Source organism: Sphingomonas lacusdianchii, from assembly GCF_022664395.1.
Taxonomy (GTDB): Bacteria; Pseudomonadota; Alphaproteobacteria; order Sphingomonadales; family Sphingomonadaceae; genus Sphingomonas; species Sphingomonas lacusdianchii.
Map to the genome: position 1 here is coordinate 290,511 of NZ_JAKRET010000005.1, position 14,541 is coordinate 305,051.

The 14,541-nt window shown below is 60.1% G+C and carries 21 protein-coding genes, 1 tRNA gene and 4 pseudogenes; 11 read left to right on the forward strand and 15 right to left on the reverse strand.

Annotation, left to right across the window (positions count from 1 at the left end):
- The first annotated feature begins 50 nt into the window (after nt 1-50).
- Nucleotides 51-127 (forward strand) — tRNA-Met (locus MF607_RS09440).
- A 31-nt stretch (nt 128-158) separates the two neighbouring features.
- Entirely contained in the window at nt 159-671 is a 513-nt protein-coding gene (locus MF607_RS09445) for a hypothetical protein (protein ID WP_242117925.1), read from the forward strand.
- A gap of 33 nt (nt 672-704) precedes the next feature.
- Here MF607_RS09445 and MF607_RS22915 read toward each other — a convergent pair.
- The 9 genes and pseudogenes from MF607_RS22915 to MF607_RS23035 all read right to left on the reverse strand — a co-directional run.
- Nucleotides 705-1,256 (reverse strand): annotated as a pseudogene (locus MF607_RS22915) (recombinase family protein); the annotation flags it as partial.
- Nucleotides 1,257-1,335: 79 nt separating this feature from the next.
- A pseudogene (locus tag MF607_RS09455) lies at nt 1,336-1,707 on the reverse strand (recombinase family protein); the annotation flags it as partial.
- Between the two features lie 94 nt (nt 1,708-1,801).
- A complete protein-coding gene (locus tag MF607_RS09460; RefSeq protein ID WP_242117848.1) occupies nt 1,802-2,080 on the reverse strand; it encodes a hypothetical protein in 279 nt (92 codons plus the stop codon).
- A complete protein-coding gene (locus tag MF607_RS09465) occupies nt 2,077-2,586 on the reverse strand; it encodes a hypothetical protein (protein WP_242117850.1) in 510 nt (169 codons plus the stop codon). Before MF607_RS09465 ends, MF607_RS09460 begins: the two co-directional genes overlap by 4 nt.
- Before the next feature lie 104 nt (nt 2,587-2,690).
- Complete coding sequence (locus tag MF607_RS09470) at nt 2,691-2,924, reverse strand: hypothetical protein (RefSeq protein WP_242117852.1); 234 nt, start codon at nt 2,922-2,924, stop codon at nt 2,691-2,693.
- On the reverse strand, nt 2,924-3,103 hold the full coding sequence (locus tag MF607_RS09475; RefSeq protein WP_242117854.1) for a hypothetical protein: 180 nt from the start codon (nt 3,101-3,103) through the stop codon (nt 2,924-2,926). Before MF607_RS09475 ends, MF607_RS09470 begins: the two co-directional genes overlap by 1 nt.
- Nucleotides 3,100-3,339 carry a hypothetical protein gene (locus MF607_RS09480; RefSeq protein ID WP_242117856.1) on the reverse strand — a complete coding sequence of 80 codons (240 nt, stop codon included), beginning with the start codon at nt 3,337-3,339 and terminating at the stop codon, nt 3,100-3,102. Before MF607_RS09480 ends, MF607_RS09475 begins: the two co-directional genes overlap by 4 nt.
- Before the next feature lie 223 nt (nt 3,340-3,562).
- The gene (locus MF607_RS09485) at nt 3,563-4,027 is read right to left on the reverse strand and encodes a hypothetical protein (RefSeq protein ID WP_242117858.1); all 465 of its coding nucleotides are present in this window, start codon (nt 4,025-4,027) and stop codon (nt 3,563-3,565) included.
- 189 nt (nt 4,028-4,216) lie between these two features.
- Nucleotides 4,217-4,390: pseudogene (locus MF607_RS23035) on the reverse strand (helix-turn-helix domain-containing protein); the annotation flags it as partial.
- Nucleotides 4,391-4,540: 150 nt separating this feature from the next.
- Here MF607_RS23035 and MF607_RS09490 point away from each other — a divergent pair.
- From MF607_RS09490 to MF607_RS09500, 3 genes are all read left to right on the forward strand, one after another.
- Nucleotides 4,541-4,894: a helix-turn-helix domain-containing protein gene (locus MF607_RS09490; protein WP_242117860.1), complete on the forward strand. Its 354-nt coding sequence runs from the start codon at nt 4,541-4,543 to the stop codon at nt 4,892-4,894.
- A gap of 211 nt (nt 4,895-5,105) precedes the next feature.
- Nucleotides 5,106-5,375 (forward strand): hypothetical protein, encoded by a 270-nt coding sequence (locus MF607_RS09495; protein WP_242117862.1) that lies wholly within the window; start codon nt 5,106-5,108, stop codon nt 5,373-5,375.
- A gap of 210 nt (nt 5,376-5,585) precedes the next feature.
- Nucleotides 5,586-6,008, forward strand: a complete 423-nt coding sequence (locus MF607_RS09500) for a hypothetical protein (RefSeq protein ID WP_242117864.1) — start codon at nt 5,586-5,588, stop codon at nt 6,006-6,008.
- 302 nt (nt 6,009-6,310) lie between these two features.
- On the opposite strand, the gene MF607_RS09505 is transcribed toward MF607_RS09500, so the two are convergent.
- Nucleotides 6,311-6,709, reverse strand: coding sequence for a VOC family protein (locus MF607_RS09505; RefSeq protein WP_242117866.1), 399 nt, complete (start codon nt 6,707-6,709; stop codon nt 6,311-6,313).
- A gap of 383 nt (nt 6,710-7,092) precedes the next feature.
- Between MF607_RS09505 and MF607_RS09510 the strand changes: the two genes are divergently transcribed.
- From MF607_RS09510 to MF607_RS09530, 5 genes are all read left to right on the forward strand, one after another.
- Nucleotides 7,093-8,475 carry a PIN domain-containing protein gene (locus MF607_RS09510; protein WP_242117868.1) on the forward strand — a complete coding sequence of 461 codons (1,383 nt, stop codon included), beginning with the start codon at nt 7,093-7,095 and terminating at the stop codon, nt 8,473-8,475.
- Between the two features lie 235 nt (nt 8,476-8,710).
- Nucleotides 8,711-9,127, forward strand: coding sequence for a globin family protein (locus tag MF607_RS09515; RefSeq protein WP_242117870.1), 417 nt, complete (start codon nt 8,711-8,713; stop codon nt 9,125-9,127).
- Nucleotides 9,128-9,154: 27 nt separating this feature from the next.
- A complete protein-coding gene (locus tag MF607_RS09520; RefSeq protein WP_242117872.1) occupies nt 9,155-9,901 on the forward strand; it encodes a methyl-accepting chemotaxis protein in 747 nt (248 codons plus the stop codon).
- A gap of 250 nt (nt 9,902-10,151) precedes the next feature.
- Nucleotides 10,152-10,466, forward strand: coding sequence for a hypothetical protein (locus MF607_RS09525; protein WP_242117875.1), 315 nt, complete (start codon nt 10,152-10,154; stop codon nt 10,464-10,466).
- 258 nt (nt 10,467-10,724) lie between these two features.
- Complete coding sequence (locus MF607_RS09530; RefSeq protein ID WP_242117877.1) at nt 10,725-11,495, forward strand: imm11 family protein; 771 nt, start codon at nt 10,725-10,727, stop codon at nt 11,493-11,495.
- A gap of 230 nt (nt 11,496-11,725) precedes the next feature.
- Here the strand turns inward: MF607_RS09530 and MF607_RS09535 are convergent, their stop codons facing one another.
- Entirely contained in the window at nt 11,726-12,034 is a 309-nt protein-coding gene (locus MF607_RS09535) for a Rap1a/Tai family immunity protein (protein ID WP_242117879.1), read from the reverse strand.
- A gap of 149 nt (nt 12,035-12,183) precedes the next feature.
- Nucleotides 12,184-12,980, reverse strand: a pseudogene (locus MF607_RS23040) (IS5 family transposase).
- Between the two features lie 175 nt (nt 12,981-13,155).
- Between MF607_RS23040 and MF607_RS09550 the strand changes: the two are divergent.
- On the forward strand, nt 13,156-13,407 hold the full coding sequence (locus tag MF607_RS09550) for a DUF6980 family protein (RefSeq protein WP_242117883.1): 252 nt from the start codon (nt 13,156-13,158) through the stop codon (nt 13,405-13,407).
- A 181-nt stretch (nt 13,408-13,588) separates the two neighbouring features.
- Here the strand turns inward: MF607_RS09550 and MF607_RS09555 are convergent, their stop codons facing one another.
- The 3 genes from MF607_RS09555 to MF607_RS09565 all read right to left on the reverse strand — a co-directional run.
- A complete protein-coding gene (locus MF607_RS09555; RefSeq protein WP_056451581.1) occupies nt 13,589-13,897 on the reverse strand; it encodes an addiction module antidote protein in 309 nt (102 codons plus the stop codon).
- 31 nt (nt 13,898-13,928) lie between these two features.
- Nucleotides 13,929-14,231 (reverse strand): type II toxin-antitoxin system RelE/ParE family toxin, encoded by a 303-nt coding sequence (locus tag MF607_RS09560; protein WP_242117885.1) that lies wholly within the window; start codon nt 14,229-14,231, stop codon nt 13,929-13,931.
- Nucleotides 14,232-14,448: 217 nt separating this feature from the next.
- Nucleotides 14,449-14,541, reverse strand: a 93-nt coding sequence (locus MF607_RS09565; protein WP_242117239.1) for an integrase catalytic subunit, incomplete at its 5' end; no start/stop codon positions are given.

Here is a 14,541-nt window from a genome sequence, read left to right on the forward strand (position 1 = left end):
CCGGGGCGATTCCCGTTCGTATAGGGCCGCCTCCCGACGGGAAGTGGCGGGGCGAAGTAGCTCAGTTGGTTAGAGCACGGGAATCATAATCCTGGGGTCGGGGGTTCAAATCCCTCCTTCGCTACCATCATAACCGAGCGGGACGAACGTCCCCTCGGTTGATCGGTCGCCAAAGCGACCACTGCGCCGAACGACGACAACACTTCGATATCGACGTCATCGTGATTGTTCGGGGTGACCCGCACGTCATCGATCATGTCGCGCAGCCGGGCCTTGACTTCATCATTCGTGGCGCTGCTGCCGTCCAATGTCGTGGCGAGCACGCGGACCCGTTTTCGGTAATCGTCGACGATCGCTGGATTCATCGCGATGACCGGCACGGCGTCGATTTCCTGCCGCTCCCGCTGAAGCTCGAGCAGTTCGGCTTTGCGTGCCGCGAGGGCCTCGCGCACGTCGGCGAAATCGGCCGCGCCGTCGGCGATCGCGCTGACGAGTCGTTCTATCTGGCCTTGGGTCTTCTTGATCCGGCGGTCCACGTCGCCAGCGTCGCGAACGCGCTCCGCCCGGCGGCTCTCCACCTCGGCATGATATTCCCGAACCAACAACGATACGGCATCCGATTCGAGCAGCTTCTCGGTGACGCCGCCGAGGACGCGGGCCTCGATCGCTGAACGGGCGACCGTTCCCCGCACATCGCAGGTGCCGGCCTCCCGTGCCCGGGTGCAACCCATGCGGCCTCCGCCAATCGTCGCGTAGGCACCGCCACAGCGTCCACACTGCACCAGCCCGGAGAGAAGATGCTTCGGGCGCCGGCGCTGGTTCAGCGGCCCGCTGGAACGGTCTGCTGCCATGTCCTGGACCTGCTGCCACAGTTCCTGCGGGACGATGCGAAGCTCGGGCATCTCGACCGAGACCCGTTCCTCCGCTGGGTTGACGCGGGAGATGCGACGACGGGTTTCGGGATCGCGCCGCATGTGCAGGCGGTTGTAAAGGTACCGCCCGGCGTAGATCGGATTGTGGAGCACCCCCAACCCCCGAGCGCGCGATCCGGCGATGGCCGATGCCCGCCAGTCGCCGCCGCGCGGTGCCGGGATGCCATCGGCGTTCAATCCCTTGGCAATCGCCTTCGGACCCCGACCGGCGGCATATTCGCGATAGATGCGCAGGATGACGTCGGCCTGCTCCCGGGACGATTCGCCGGATACCGCGATCGAGCTCGCCATCCGGCCGGATCGCGGGAACGACCTCATAGCCATAGGCGAGGCCGCCTGGCACCCGGCCGCGCGAGACCGTCCCGCGTTGACCGCGCCGGATCTTTTCCGCCAGCTCCTTCAGAAACAGGGCCGACATCGTGCCCTTCAGCCCGATGTGAAGTTCCGACACGTCACCTTCAGTCAGCGTGTGGATTCGGACGTTCGCGAATTCGAGCCGCTGGTAGATCGTCGCGATATCGGCCTGGTTGCGGGCGATTCGATCGATCGCCTCGGCGCAGACGATATCGAACGATCCGGAGGCCGCATCCGCCAACATGGCGGTCATGCCGGGCCGCCGGTTGGAGGCACCGGAGATGGCGATGTCGGTATAGACACCCGCAATTTCCCAGCCTTCGCGTTCTGCACGTGCCGAGCAGCTGGCAATCTGGTCTTCGGCCGAATGGGCGGATTGAAGCTCGGTCGAGAAGCGGGCGTAAATGGCGCAGCGGGGCATGGGCGACTCCGGGATGGGTAGGCGCGCGCAACATCCTCGGCGGCCATGTCAGCGGCAATGGCGCGGATCAGCGCGGCCAGCGGGGGCGCGACGGTCATGCGTCAACGCTTGCCCGCTGCGCAGGCGCAGCGGAGGTGTCGGGCAGGGGAGCGGTGGTCGCGCCGGTAGCGACGATCGTCACGCGCCGTTTGGCGCGAAGCGTCACGACCGCAATGACACCGAGGCGTCGCAGATCGGCAAACGCCTTCGCCGCATCGGACGTGTCCGCGCCGATGCTTTCGGCCAGCACAGCGTTGGTCGGGCAGGCAGCGCCCTCGTCGGCGAGCCGCTCGAGCACGTTGAGAACCCGCCGCTGGTTGATGGTCAGCTTCATCCGCACACCTCGTCAGCCAATTCGCGCAACTGCCATTCGTCGACGGCTGTCGACCGGTGAGCCGGTACATGCCATCGCTGCGGTTCGGGTCCATCGCCCGTATCGACCGGGTGAACAAGGACGCGGCGCGCCTTCAGGGCGTTGATGGCCGCCCCGATCGATGGCCAGCGTTCGAGCAGATCGGCACGTCGGAGGGCGTCGAGATCTGCCAAATCTGCCGGCCGCCGCCCCGCTATACGGTCGCGATCGGCGGCGGCGCGGATTGCTTGGTCGAAGGCGCGTCGCTTCGCCGCGTAGATCGTTTCGCCATTTCGCGCGTCGAGCCTATCGGCCCAGCGCTGCCGGGTCGCCTCCGCATCGCGCAGTGCATCGCGCAACTGGTGTTCTGACTGGTCGCGGCCGGGAATTCTGAACAGTTCAAGCCGGAGCCCAGCCTTCGTGGCAATGGCGGTTCCGCGGGAGATCGCCGCGTCGCGTTCAGCGGCAAATGGCGTCGACCAGGCCATCTGGAAGCATTTTGCAGCGAGGCGGACAGCGCGAAGGCGATCGGACGGTATCGCGTCCGGCGGCGGGCTGTCGTCGCCAAAGCCGATCCGGGCATGTGTCGTCGTCATAGTCCGACCATGATTTGCAGACCGGGGCCGTCGAGCGCCCAATCGGTCAGCCATGCGGCGACGTAGCCGACGGCGAAGATCGCGACCGTCTCGATCGCGGCGCGCACATGGTAGTCGCGATCGGACGGGGCAGGGCGATCGCACTCCCGGCAATCGCAATCGATCAGGTGAATCACTTGGTGCCGGGGTGTCGGATCGGCGTTGGTGGCAAAAGGACGAACGCGGGACATCAGCGATCTCCAGTTCGGGTGAGGATGCGAAAGGCGGTGAGCGCCAAAAGGCAGGTGAGCGCTGCAGCGACGATCGCCAGCGGTGCGTGGCCGAGCGTGGCGAACCCCATGGTCACGCCGGCGAGCAGCGTGGACGCGCGGAGCAGGTTGCGTGGCAGCCAAGAGAGGGAGCGCTTCATCGCGCGCTGGCGCAGCCGATACAGAGATCGCTCTGATCCCATGCCCAGGGCTGAACCGTCGCGCCGGCCGGTCCGGTTTCACCGGCACGACAAATGCGACACAGGCGCGGCGCGGGAAGGTCTGCGCCGTCATGAATGAGCGACAGCCGTTCCAGCACGGCGAGGTCGAACGGGAATATCTGGCGCAAGGCGATGATGGTCGACCAGCGCATAGCAACGAGGTCGGCCTCGATCATACGGACCCATTCGATCCGTTCCGTGAGCGGCATGGACGGATCGGTCTTGATCGCGCGAACGACGTCGTCGACCGTCAGGCCAGACGCGGTCCGGCGGCATTTAAGATATGCTCCGGGGGACGGGGGCACGATACTCTCCGGGCAGCAGACAGCCGCTCCGCGAACCGGGATGGTCGCGGACCGGGGAGGCAAATGGGAAACAGGCGGCGCTCGTCGGATTGCGTCAGGGCGCTTGCGGTTGTCGCCGAATCATCTGGCGCAGGATCGGGGCAATTCGGTTCTTCGCCTGGACGGACTGCATCAGGCCGCGAAGGGCGGTCCGTAGGGTCGAAGGCGACGGGTTAGCGGTCGCGGCGATCAGCGCAGCATGGGCACCGCCGGCCTCCCGAACGGAGTCCATCGTGGCCTCGAGCAGCGCCTGCTGGTCGAAGGTGATGTGCATGCGCTGCGCATCGAGCTTGACCTTCATGGTCTCATGAATGGGACGGCCGCCAATGGTTGCGTCATATTCCGCGTCGAGCAGCGGCGCGTCGTGGCAACTCAGGGCGTCGCGCCGAGCCGGATCGGTCACCCGACGCAGGTACGCATGGCGGCGACCGGTCACCTCGGCGGCGCGCTCCATCCCGATCGCATCGATGACGTCGCACAACGCCTGCTCGATCGAGAGCGGCTGGCGGGCCTTCGTCATGCTTGCGTCCCGGAATGCGGAGCCGATTGGGACATACAACCGGCTCCGGCCGCGCGTAGGGAGATGCTGCGCACGACCTGCGCCCGGCCGGTACGACACGGATTGGCCGGGCGCAGTTTCCGGCCGTTGCGTGGACGGCCGAAAGACGGAAGGGGATGGGACGCGTTCATTGGCTGTCGCGGAAGCAGATCATGCACCGGGGCCATCAGCGTGATCGCCGGTCCGAACCGGGGGGATGCCGGGAGCGGCTGCCTCCGCCTTGATCCCCAGCGCAACCGCGATCCGGTGCGACTCTCCACGGATGCATCGACGCCGGCCACTGAGCACCTGATGGACGAGGGTCAGCGAAAAGCCGCGCTCACGCGCCCATTCGAGACGTTGGTTCCCGACGCAATGAACTGGCCGCGCGCCGACAACGCGCGTGCGGGCAGGTCACTGTGAATGTTGGCGACTCCGTTCGGCATATGTCATGTATCAGTCTGTAGAAACCCGTTTAAAAATGCGTAGGATTAGGTGAAAGATCAAGCGGAATTTCCTAATTTGGCTAATTTCGCTTCGCGTCTACGGGAGGCGCGGAAGGCAAGTCGTTACAATCAGACTGACTTTGCTGCTTTAGGTGGGGTCGGATTGGGTTCGCAAAGCCGATACGAGAAGGGCGAGACGGAGCCTGGCGTAAATTATTTGATGCTGCTCGGCGCGAATGGAATCGACGTTGGCTACCTTCTCACAGGTCGACTTGCCCCCGATTCGATTGACGAAGAAACAACCGCGATCGTCAGCAGCGTCAGTAGGCTGGCGGACGATCAACGGCGCAGCCTTCTTAGTTTTCTGGCAACGATCACCACGGATCGCGGCGACGCGGACTGACGAGGCAGCATAATACCATCAGCATTGCTGCGGTGAGGGTAGCGTCTGGGTATCGTCACGAAGGGGGCATTCAAACCCGGACCGATTGGTTCGGTTTGAAGGCGTCGCGGCGGAGCGTGTGTCCGCCCCCGGCCAATGCCGCTGCTGGCGAGGGGGCCGTTGATACAAGGGTACGATTTGCAGCCTACCTCAATGCACTAACCTATATTAAATGGCGTATCCGCGTGCAGTAACTGGAAGCTTTGTGGCTCCTTCCCAAGACGAGCTCGATCGGGACGAACTGATCGCCAATCGAAGCCTTACATTGGCAGACATAGCGCAGCAGCTTCTGGAGGAAGATGCCGGTGCGGCGCTGATACGCGCTGCGATCGTCTGTTGGGAGCGTGACTATGGTCGCGCTACCGCGCTAGAATTGACTGCTACGGCACTTCTAGGAGTCCATCAACAACAGCACGAAGAAGATCGCCAGCGCCGTAACTGATCGTCACAATCGAAATTTCTGGTTTGATCTGAAGGATTCGAAGCTCGGGAAAGCGTGGAATATGGTTTTCAGGGCGGGCGTGGTGTCTGCCGCCGGCATGTCCGAACTTGGTAGGCAATGGGAGCTCACGGCAGCGAGCGGAAGTTGCCGACCGCGAAGTGTACGGAACAGACCATGGCGTTGCGACTCTTATGAGAGCAAGGCTAGGAAATGTCATCAAATCACGAAGCTGCTGCTCTCACGGTGGAGCAACAACACGCAGCCATTTTAACCGTCGCCGAGGAGCTTTTGGCGGCGCTGCGCTCGAACGACGCTATGAGCCAAGTGGCCGTTCTCCGTAGTCGCTTGGGGGTGCTGCTGAGTGCCAATCTCGCTACGGAAGAAAGAGAGATCATCGGCCCGATACGTCGGCTGACCGTTGGCAATCGCCCACGTCTGTTCACCGAACTCGGGCAGGAAGCTACGCTACTTCGAAGCCGTTATTCTGAGCATGTGGGCAAATGGAATTTGCGAACGATCGAAAGCGCTCCAGCAGCGTACCAGCGGGCGGCTGCCGAACTGGTCAAAGATTTGAAGGCGCATGTCGACCGCAAGCGCGGGGTTCTTGCCGAGTGGCGTAGCGCGGCCGTCTGAGGGTCGCGGTGGCTGCAGCAGCGCGGTACGGCTTCTGCTTGTCGGTTCACTACAGAGGCGTCTGTCAAACCGTGGCGAGCCGATCGTCACGCCGCGTCGGCGAACGTTCAAAACTGGGCGTCGGTGAACGCGGGGTATGCTCAGTCAGTTTGCGGGTATGACGGGCCGCAGGACGGAACGATCCGGCCGGCTGCGGCGGACGGGGCGTCCGCCGCTGGCGTGTTTGAAATTGGTGGATAGTCGCATTCGGGATCGCCAGATGCGGGTCCGCTAGGCTCAGAAGCGGACCCGTGCCTAACTGATCAAGCGGGAAAATGAATTCCGCACAGCTTGTTGCCGTCGGGGTCACGAAAATAGGCCAGTTCGATGGTGCCCATCGAGGCAGTTTCGCGCGGTCCGGGCGGAGCTTCGATCGAGGTTCCGCCAGCTGCAACGGCGGTATCGTGAAGTTTCTTTACCTGCTCGGGTGAGTCGCAGGAAAAGGCGACGGTGCTGCCATTGGCAACGCTTGCTGGTTCATCGTTGATCGGCTGGCTGACGATGAAATTGGTCCCGTTGCCATTATTGTAGATCAGCCGTGTATGGCCGCTGTCGGCGATGTTCCGCTTCCCTTCTCCTGCACCCAAGGTGCTCAGCACCGTGTCGTAGAAGCGCTTGGACCGTTCAATGTCGTTAGATCCGACCATGGTGTGAAACAGCACGCATACTCTCCTGAAAGCTGATCGACTTCCGATCGCCATTACCGGTCTCGCCTAACCGGTACATAACCCGCGGTCACCCCCAAGCCCTTGTATTGTCCGCTACCGGGCGGCAGCGGCCGCGAGGGTATGACCGGGCAGATTGCGGGTATTGGCGATGACAGGACAGGCAGATCAGGGAGGCGGCGGCGGACGGAGTGTCCGTCTTGCGTGTTGGCGCGCCAGATCTTCTTGGCAATCAAGGGATGTTCGCAGCCAATTGATCGTGCGCTATCGCCCGCCAAGCAAAGGTTGGAATACCGTGCTGGAGGACCACGCAACGGAAGGTTTCGCGGCATAGTGTGGCTAGACCTTGAAAAATCTCTGGATCGCTGGCAGTCAGCCCCATGACCAAGCAAAGTCCTACGCCAAACACGGAACCTTCGTGCGATCCTTCATTGGTATCGGACAAGCGGAGAGCGGCTCCAGGAGTTGGTGACCAAGGCGATATGTTTGAGTTAGAGCGCCGCTACACCGACTTGTCTGCAATTTTTAAAAGTTTTGCGGGAGGAAGGGCATCGGACAAGAATGTGCTGATTGCTTTAGACACAAACGTATTACTTCTGCCGTATAACGTGAAATCTAAAGGAATCTCAGACCTTTCAAAGGTATTTGAGAAGTTGGCGGCTGAAAAACGAATATTTATACCAGGTCGAGTTGCTCGAGAGTTCGCGAATAATCGTGAAGCTAAGCTCTCGGAAATTATTAAATCGTTACGAGATGGTTCGTCGCGTATAAATGACCTAAGTATATCTCTACCCCCCGTTCTCGAGCTAATTGACGAGGGAAAGGCGCTTTCTGATGCTATACTCAAACTTCAGGAGGCAAAGCGGGACCTCAAGAAACCGTTAGATGCCGCTATCTCGAAGCTGCAGGATTGGGCGGGTACCGATCCGGTAACTGAAATGTATGGAAGAGTTTTTACGCCGGCCAACATAATCGAAAATAATCATTCCCATGAAGAAATTGCTAAAATGTGGGCTGATAGACGCGCGAAAAGAGTTCCGCCAGGATACAAAGATTCTACGAAAGAAGACACCGGGATAGGAGATTTTCTGATCTGGGATACTATCATGCAGGTATCTCGTGAACGTAAAATGGATGTAATCTTCATAACTGGCGAGGAGAAAGCTGATTGGTTTGTGAAAATATCCAGCAAGCCTGATTATCCTCGGCCGGAACTTCTTCACGAATTTCATGTCAAAACCGGCGGGCAAAAAATTCGAATCATGCCGCTTCATGAGGTTCTGAAAGAACTTTCCGTTCCCTTACAACTGGTCATAGACATTCAGGAGGCGGAATATATTCGGCCTCCAACTGTTTTACGGACTCGTTTAGTTGAGAAGGCTCCCGTTGCGTGGGGTCGCCATTGGTATACTGGTGCCGATGGTGGAGGATTACGCCGCGTCTCATTTGAATGGGGCACGTTTGATTTGAAGTTTACTGCTCTGAACGCAGCAAGTGTCAACCTTCACGGCACATCGTCTAACGTTCGTTACATCGCAAATTGCGGTCCAGTTGCACTTAACGCCACGATCGACCGACTCGAAATAAATAAAGAATCGGTCGTTGTCGGCATCAATGACGTGTTTGTTATAGCTAATGAGCTAGGACAAATTTTAGTCGGCAGGCTAATGGAAATACACGATACTGGAGCGAACGGAGTTCTGTCTTTAGAGTTTGATTACATTGTGCATAACTCGCATGGTCGAATTCTGGTAGCTCCCTGAAAAGTTAAGTTTATCGGGGAATTTACTTTCTTTGGAAGCCTGGATGTCTTTGATACCTCATTATGGGTATTGCGCGGGTACCTTGGACATATGGATTGCCGAAAAAGCAACGATTCTAGTGGCTTAGTCAGGTCGACCACGGACGGTGCGTCCGCCTCGTACAGTTCATAAGTATACGATTTTCTGACTTCAGTGTTAATCAATCCGTTGCAGGTTTGTCGGCATAACCGAGGGTATGCTCTCGGCACGCCAAATCGAACTCGTCCAAGACAGCTTCGCTGCTGTCGTTCCGCTCACCAACGAAGCGGCTGCCGAATTTTACCGACGTCTGTTCGAATTATCGCCCGATACCCGCGCGCTGTTCCGCAACGACATGACGGAGCAAGGCCGCAAGCTTTTCCTCACTTTGGCCACGGTGGTCGATGCGCTGGACCGGCTCGACACCATCGTGCCGATCGCCCGCGAACTCGCTATTCGGCATATCGGTTATGGTGCCAAGGACTCGCATTATGCCGCTGTTGGATCAGCGCTGATCGAGACGCTACGAGTTGGACTTGGTTCGGCGTTCGATCGCGATACCGAACAGGCCTGGTCTGCAGCCTATGAGATACTGTCCGGGACCATGCTCGACGCGGTTCGAGAGCGAGCTTAGGCCACCAGCGCCAAGGTGCGGACGGCCATGCCGGAAAACGAAAAACAGCTGTGTAGCATTGCGACAAGGTTGCTCGACATTGCGGGCTGCGTCGCGTCCGAGGCCGAGAACGCGACCGCGATGATCCGCGGGGTGACGGAGCATGCGACGCGGATCGCATCGTTGGCCTCCGCCCTTCAGACCGCGGCCAACGAGGCCGAAGCGAGCGTTCGTCGCCAAGTGGCGGCGCTTGTCGAGGCGCGGACGCATCTCGCAGCAAAGAAGCCGATTATTGAACATCTCGCACAATCCGTGGAGGGTGTAGCGGCTATCAGCGCCAGCATTGCGCAAATTGCGGCGGAAAGCCGAATGCTTAGCCTGAACGCGCGGATCGAGGCGGCCCGTTCTGGCAGCGAAGGCGGAGCTTTCGCTGCGATCTCGGCCGAGATGTCGACGTTGACGACCCGTACGGCGCTAGCCAATGCATCGATAGGCGAACGCTCGTCGCTAATCGCCGAGAACGTCAGCGCGGCCGAAGACGTTGCAGCCGCGCACGGTGCGCTAGTGCAGGAACAGGATTTCCTCCTAGCCGGCTCGCTGCAAAGTGCCGGTCAGCAACGTCAGATTGCATCGGAGCTTGCGGAAATCACCGCTGATACGGCCGGGACGGTAGATCGCGCCGCCGCGGCAATCGGACGGGTTGGTGCCAACGCAGTTGCCGCAAAAGTTCTGGCACGGCAGATATCGAAGCTGGCAAGCACTCAAGGGAACGTAGGGAAAGCCTCTAAACAGTAGGCCACCGACCGCCCGTATCCCGATATCCAAGCTGGTATGGGTATCGTGCGGGTATCGCCGCACGTTAGATCGGTTGGAACCTCAGTTTTCTTAGGTTTTGACAACCGACGACGGAGCGTACGTCCGCCGCGTATATGTCCGGGGATCGTGACTAGCTGACGTTGACGCTCGTTACGTTGCCCGTCATTATAATTAAATGGGATCGCGATCGAAGTTGCCAAGAGGCCTCAGTTACCCTCTCAAACCGGCAATGCTGTTAAGCGCTTTTGATGTTGCGGGACTGAAAATCAATTATCAATTTTCCCGAATGAATAAATTTGAGCGGGGATTGGTAGCGACTTTTTACCCGGATGGGTCATGGCTGTCAGTAGAAGGTGAGCTGATTTGGGTCCGTTGCTCGGCCGTACGCTTCGATCATGCGCCTGCGACCCGTGCAGCGATCGTGGGTGAGGGCATCCCAAAGCTGGTTCAGTGGGCAAAATCTATCGAAATACTGGATTTCCGCTCAACAATTCGCCGCGAGCGGCAGAATTTCGTGTTCCCCTACCCAGATCTTGAAAATTGATTTCGCAGTTTGGGCGATAGCGGTTTGTGGGTACTACAGGACAAATCGTGGGTATCGTTTTTTTTCGAGAACGGGGGATATCTGGGCGTGCGGCGGACGGTACGTCCGCCGCTGCAATGTCCGGGAATGGTGGTTAGCGGACCATCGGATTGAAGAAGGCAGGTTGCATCAGCGGTCCGTCAGCTTTCGAGCGAGGCCCTGCTGGCGAGCAACCGGTTGCCGACATAAGCTTGTATCCCGAACCGTGAGGCACCAGCGATGATACTGCCCGACCGAGTGATAGAGGTGCCCGGCACAGGGCTGCTGCCGCCGGTGTACGAGCCGCAGATCCCGGCCCGCATGCATGAAGATGAGCGGGTTCGGGTGATCCCGCCAAGCGCGCCTTGGGGAGTCCGCAACGCGGCCGACGTAAGCGCGCCGTTCGACAATGTCGCCTCCAAGGATCAGCGCTACTGGTTCCTGAGAGATGCGTACGAGCGCGAACTTCCGCACGGGCTTGAGTGGGCAGAAAGGCCCGCACCTGGCCGGTGGGGCGATGGCTTGGGGCTTGATCTGCTCGCGAACGGTACGACGTTCCGATTCTCCGCACCTGCATCGCGGATCAAGCTTCCAAGCATGTGGGAGCCGTTCGGCGGAGTCGCGATGGTGGTAAGCCGGCGACTGCTCGACGTGCTGAGCGCACTCGACGCTGGCGCAATCGTTTCACGGACGCTGGTGATCCGGGGACAAGACAACGAACTGGTCAGCGACGAATATGCGATAGTTGATGTTGTGCGCAATCTTGCAGCAATCGACATAGCCAATTCTATCATCGATTATCATGGACCGAGTGGTGGGCACCCACCCCATCTGTCTGGCTACGTTTCGAGTCGTATACGCGACGACCTAGGCGAGGAAATTGCAATTTTCCGTCAACGAAGTTTCGCCAGCAACGGCGGCAGAATGGTGATCGTCAACGCGAAGGTTCGCCAAGCACTAAATAGCGCTAGTCCGCGCTTCTCCAATATGCGCTTTGACGTCTGTGGTTGATCAACTGATCGAAACTACCCGGAACAACACGCCTGCCATTTAATTTTGGAAGCTTCGCGGCGAACGGCCAGTTTTGGGCGTAACTTGACGGGGGTATCGTGCGGGTATCGTCCGCTTAAATCATTGCGGGAACGCCCCGTTTCTGCGGCCTTTCTTTCGCAGCGGCGGACGGGTCGTCCGCCGCTGAAGCGTCGGAGAATACTGGAGAGCCGACGTCTAAGCCTGGGTCTTCAAGTGCAGTTGGGCCAGTTCGCCGCGATCACACGGTTCACCACGGTCGCAGCCGGCAGCTCCCACTGGTCTGAGTGCTGGTTGAGATGCTCGAGCATCAGTATGCGGCGCTGCCGCATGCCGAGTTCGGGAACTACGCATGAACGTTCACTCGCCTTGCTTTCCTTCACCAAGGCTGCGTCCATCAACCCCTTGATGAAGCCATCGCACCATGTATCGAACCCCGGCTCCTTGCAGGCGGCAAGTAGGTCCCGTCCGCTCGTGACGTTGTGAGCAGAAGCCATCAGCAAGAGTCCTGCAATCAGCATCCTGTCCAATCCCTTTGCAGCCACCTTACCGCGAATGAGCAGTGTCCGCTATTTGGCGTCAGCGGACCGATGAGCGGGACTCGAACCCGCCAAACACCCCAATCTTTTGAGGTGCCCGCTCCGACAGCGTCAGGGCCGGTCGTAGCTTACTAGGCGGCGTGGACAAAGGGTATCCAGAGCAGGACTGAAGCGAGGCAGACGAAGCCGATGTAGGATTCGGCAGTTTTGTCGTACCGAGTGGCGACCCGTCGCCAGTTCTTGAGTTTGTTGAACAGGCGTTCGATCTGGTTTCGCCAGCGGTACTTGAGCCGATCATGCGCAGCCGGGTTGCGACGGTTGCGCCGAGCCGGGATCACGGCCTCGACGTCCATGCTGGTCAGGGTGTCGCGAACCGCGTCGCTGTCATAGCCTTTGTCCGCGAGCAACGCGTCGATCCGGTCGGCGATCATGCGCATCAGCGGACCGAAACCTTGCGTGTCATGCGCCTGACCCGGCGTCAGGACAAAGGCGAGCGGGCGACCTCTGACATCGCAACGGGCGTGAAGTTTGGTGGTGAAGCCGCCGCGCGATCGGCCAAGCGCCTCGGCCGCGCCAGTCCCTTTTTTATGCCCACCGCACAATGGTGTGCCCGGACAATGGTGCTGTCGATCATGTCGGCGCGACCATCGCGTTCCACCGCACCGGCCAGTGTCTCCAGCATGGCATCGAACACACCCGTCGTCACCCAGCGACGGTAGCGGCGGAACACGCTGTTCCACTTGCCATATTCCTCCGGCAGATGCCGCCACTGCGCACCCGTCCGCGCAATCCACATCATGCCTTCGAAGAAGGGGCGGTTGTCACCAGCGGGACGACAGCCACGTCCGCGCTCGGACGGTAGCAGCGGCCCGATCAGCGACCATTCCTCTTCCGACAAACCGATCCGCTCGCCCAAGCCTGCCTCCAAATGGCAGCCTTGAATCAGCGGCCTATTACGCCGTCAAGCTTTGTCCACGATGCCTAGTTTAAGTTGGCGTCGGCTATCGGTGAATTGCTGCCGGTCTGCGACTGGACTAGCATGAGGCATGGACGATGCCGCTTCAGGTCCGAGCGATTGCAAAGCCTCCGCCGGGCGGGGCCACATGGACCAGCATGAGCAAAACGCGTGGGGGTCGGTTCAATACGACAGCCGCTTTGACGAGTATTGGGTCGCAGCCGGCTCTGCGCGACAGTGCTTGTTCTATTGCCCTTGGTGTGGAGAAGAACTGCCGCCTTCGAAGCGCGAAGAGTGGTTTGACGCCGTTGAGGCTCTCGGCCTCGATCCGTGGCATGACGAAGTGCCGGAAGATTTAAGATCAAATGCGTGGTGGAAAGCGTCCTCGATTGCAAAATGATCACCGCATTTTGGCCGCGTCGGCTGAGGGTATCATGTGGGTATCGGCCGTTCCAGCACCCTAGAAATCGACGCATTTCCGCAGTTGTCGATCAGGGACGACGGAGCGCATGTCCGCCGCTGGATCGGTCTGCCAGCGGCGGCAGACCGATCCCAGGCGCAGCGCCGGCGGCCGCGCATGGTTACGCAGCGTCGGCCGAGGCATCCTCCATCCGAGGCCGTACCTTGAGCGCGGCGAACACCTTCATGAGTGTAGCGAGGCGCGGGTTGCCGTTGGGGCCAAGCGCCTTGTGCAGTGCCTGACGCTGCAAGCCGGTGTCGGCCGCGAGCTTCGCGATGCCGCCACGCGCGCGCGCGACCGTGCCGATCGCGTGCGCAAGATAGGCGGGGTCGCCGGACGCCCATGCGTCGTCCAGCAGCTCCTTCTGCGTTTCGAAGTCGCCCGCGAGATAGCGAGCGGGATCGAGCGGTTCGCCCAGTTCAATGCCCATATTTCGTTCCTTCGTTCAGAAATCCGCGCCGTCAGGGTTCGGCGTGGATCTCGGCGGCCATTTCCTTGGCCAGTTTTATGTCCCGGTCCTGCGACCCCTTGTCCCCGCCGACCAACAGGATGACGAGGTCGCCGTCCTTTATCGTAAAGTAGACCCGGTAACCCGGGCCGTAGGGGATGCGCAGTTCGCTGACCCTGTCGCCCACCGACTTCGCATCGCCGAAGTTTCCGGCTTCGACCCGGACGATCCGCGCGAAAACCTTGGCGGCGGCGCGCTTGTCCTTGAGACCATCGAGCCAAGGGGTGAAGCGGAGGGTAGGGAGCGTCCGGAACATGTGTCCACTATAAGAGACATTGAAGAGGGCGTCAACTATAGAAGACACAAGCCAAGCAGCATCCGACCTTGAAATGTTGGATTTCGTTCGCTTTCCGTTCTTCATGGGGACGAAGAAATTCGACACGATCTGGGACCTAGTCCGACACGGCGCGAACCTGCAGGTTTGGTGCAAGTGCGGCCATGAGCAGCCCCCACCGGGTGGTCCGGGGTGATTGTTAGTGCATTGTTGTGTCCGCCGCCATTGCCGGGCGGAGGTGGAGCGAAGCGGAGCCGGAGACCGGCAATGGCGGTGTCGACGCTTGCGGGGC

Excerpts from the sequence above, each read along its gene's own strand:
- MF607_RS09460 (WP_242117848.1), bottom strand. The coding sequence starts at position 2,080 with ATGAAGCTGACCATCAACCAGCGGCGGGTTCTCAACGTGCTCGAGCGG.
- MF607_RS09465 (WP_242117850.1), bottom strand. The coding sequence starts at position 2,586 with ATGGCCTGGTCGACGCCATTTGCCGCTGAACGCGACGCGGCGATCTCC.
- MF607_RS09470 (WP_242117852.1), bottom strand. The coding sequence starts at position 2,924 with ATGTCCCGCGTTCGTCCTTTTGCCACCAACGCCGATCCGACACCCCGG.
- MF607_RS09475 (WP_242117854.1), bottom strand. The coding sequence starts at position 3,103 with ATGAAGCGCTCCCTCTCTTGGCTGCCACGCAACCTGCTCCGCGCGTCC.
- MF607_RS09480 (WP_242117856.1), bottom strand. The coding sequence starts at position 3,339 with ATGATCGAGGCCGACCTCGTTGCTATGCGCTGGTCGACCATCATCGCC.
- MF607_RS09485 (WP_242117858.1), bottom strand. The coding sequence starts at position 4,027 with ATGACGAAGGCCCGCCAGCCGCTCTCGATCGAGCAGGCGTTGTGCGAC.
- MF607_RS09495 (WP_242117862.1), top strand. The coding sequence starts at position 5,106 with ATGGCGTATCCGCGTGCAGTAACTGGAAGCTTTGTGGCTCCTTCCCAA.
- MF607_RS09500 (WP_242117864.1), top strand. The coding sequence starts at position 5,586 with ATGTCATCAAATCACGAAGCTGCTGCTCTCACGGTGGAGCAACAACAC.
- MF607_RS09510 (WP_242117868.1), top strand. The coding sequence starts at position 7,093 with ATGACCAAGCAAAGTCCTACGCCAAACACGGAACCTTCGTGCGATCCT.
- MF607_RS09515 (WP_242117870.1), top strand. The coding sequence starts at position 8,711 with ATGCTCTCGGCACGCCAAATCGAACTCGTCCAAGACAGCTTCGCTGCT.
- MF607_RS09520 (WP_242117872.1), top strand. The coding sequence starts at position 9,155 with ATGCCGGAAAACGAAAAACAGCTGTGTAGCATTGCGACAAGGTTGCTC.
- MF607_RS09525 (WP_242117875.1), top strand. The coding sequence starts at position 10,152 with ATGCTGTTAAGCGCTTTTGATGTTGCGGGACTGAAAATCAATTATCAA.
- MF607_RS09530 (WP_242117877.1), top strand. The coding sequence starts at position 10,725 with ATGATACTGCCCGACCGAGTGATAGAGGTGCCCGGCACAGGGCTGCTG.
- MF607_RS09535 (WP_242117879.1), bottom strand. The coding sequence starts at position 12,034 with ATGCTGATTGCAGGACTCTTGCTGATGGCTTCTGCTCACAACGTCACG.
- MF607_RS09550 (WP_242117883.1), top strand. The coding sequence starts at position 13,156 with ATGGACCAGCATGAGCAAAACGCGTGGGGGTCGGTTCAATACGACAGC.
- MF607_RS09555 (WP_056451581.1), bottom strand. The coding sequence starts at position 13,897 with ATGGGCATTGAACTGGGCGAACCGCTCGATCCCGCTCGCTATCTCGCG.
- MF607_RS09560 (WP_242117885.1), bottom strand. The coding sequence starts at position 14,231 with ATGTTCCGGACGCTCCCTACCCTCCGCTTCACCCCTTGGCTCGATGGT.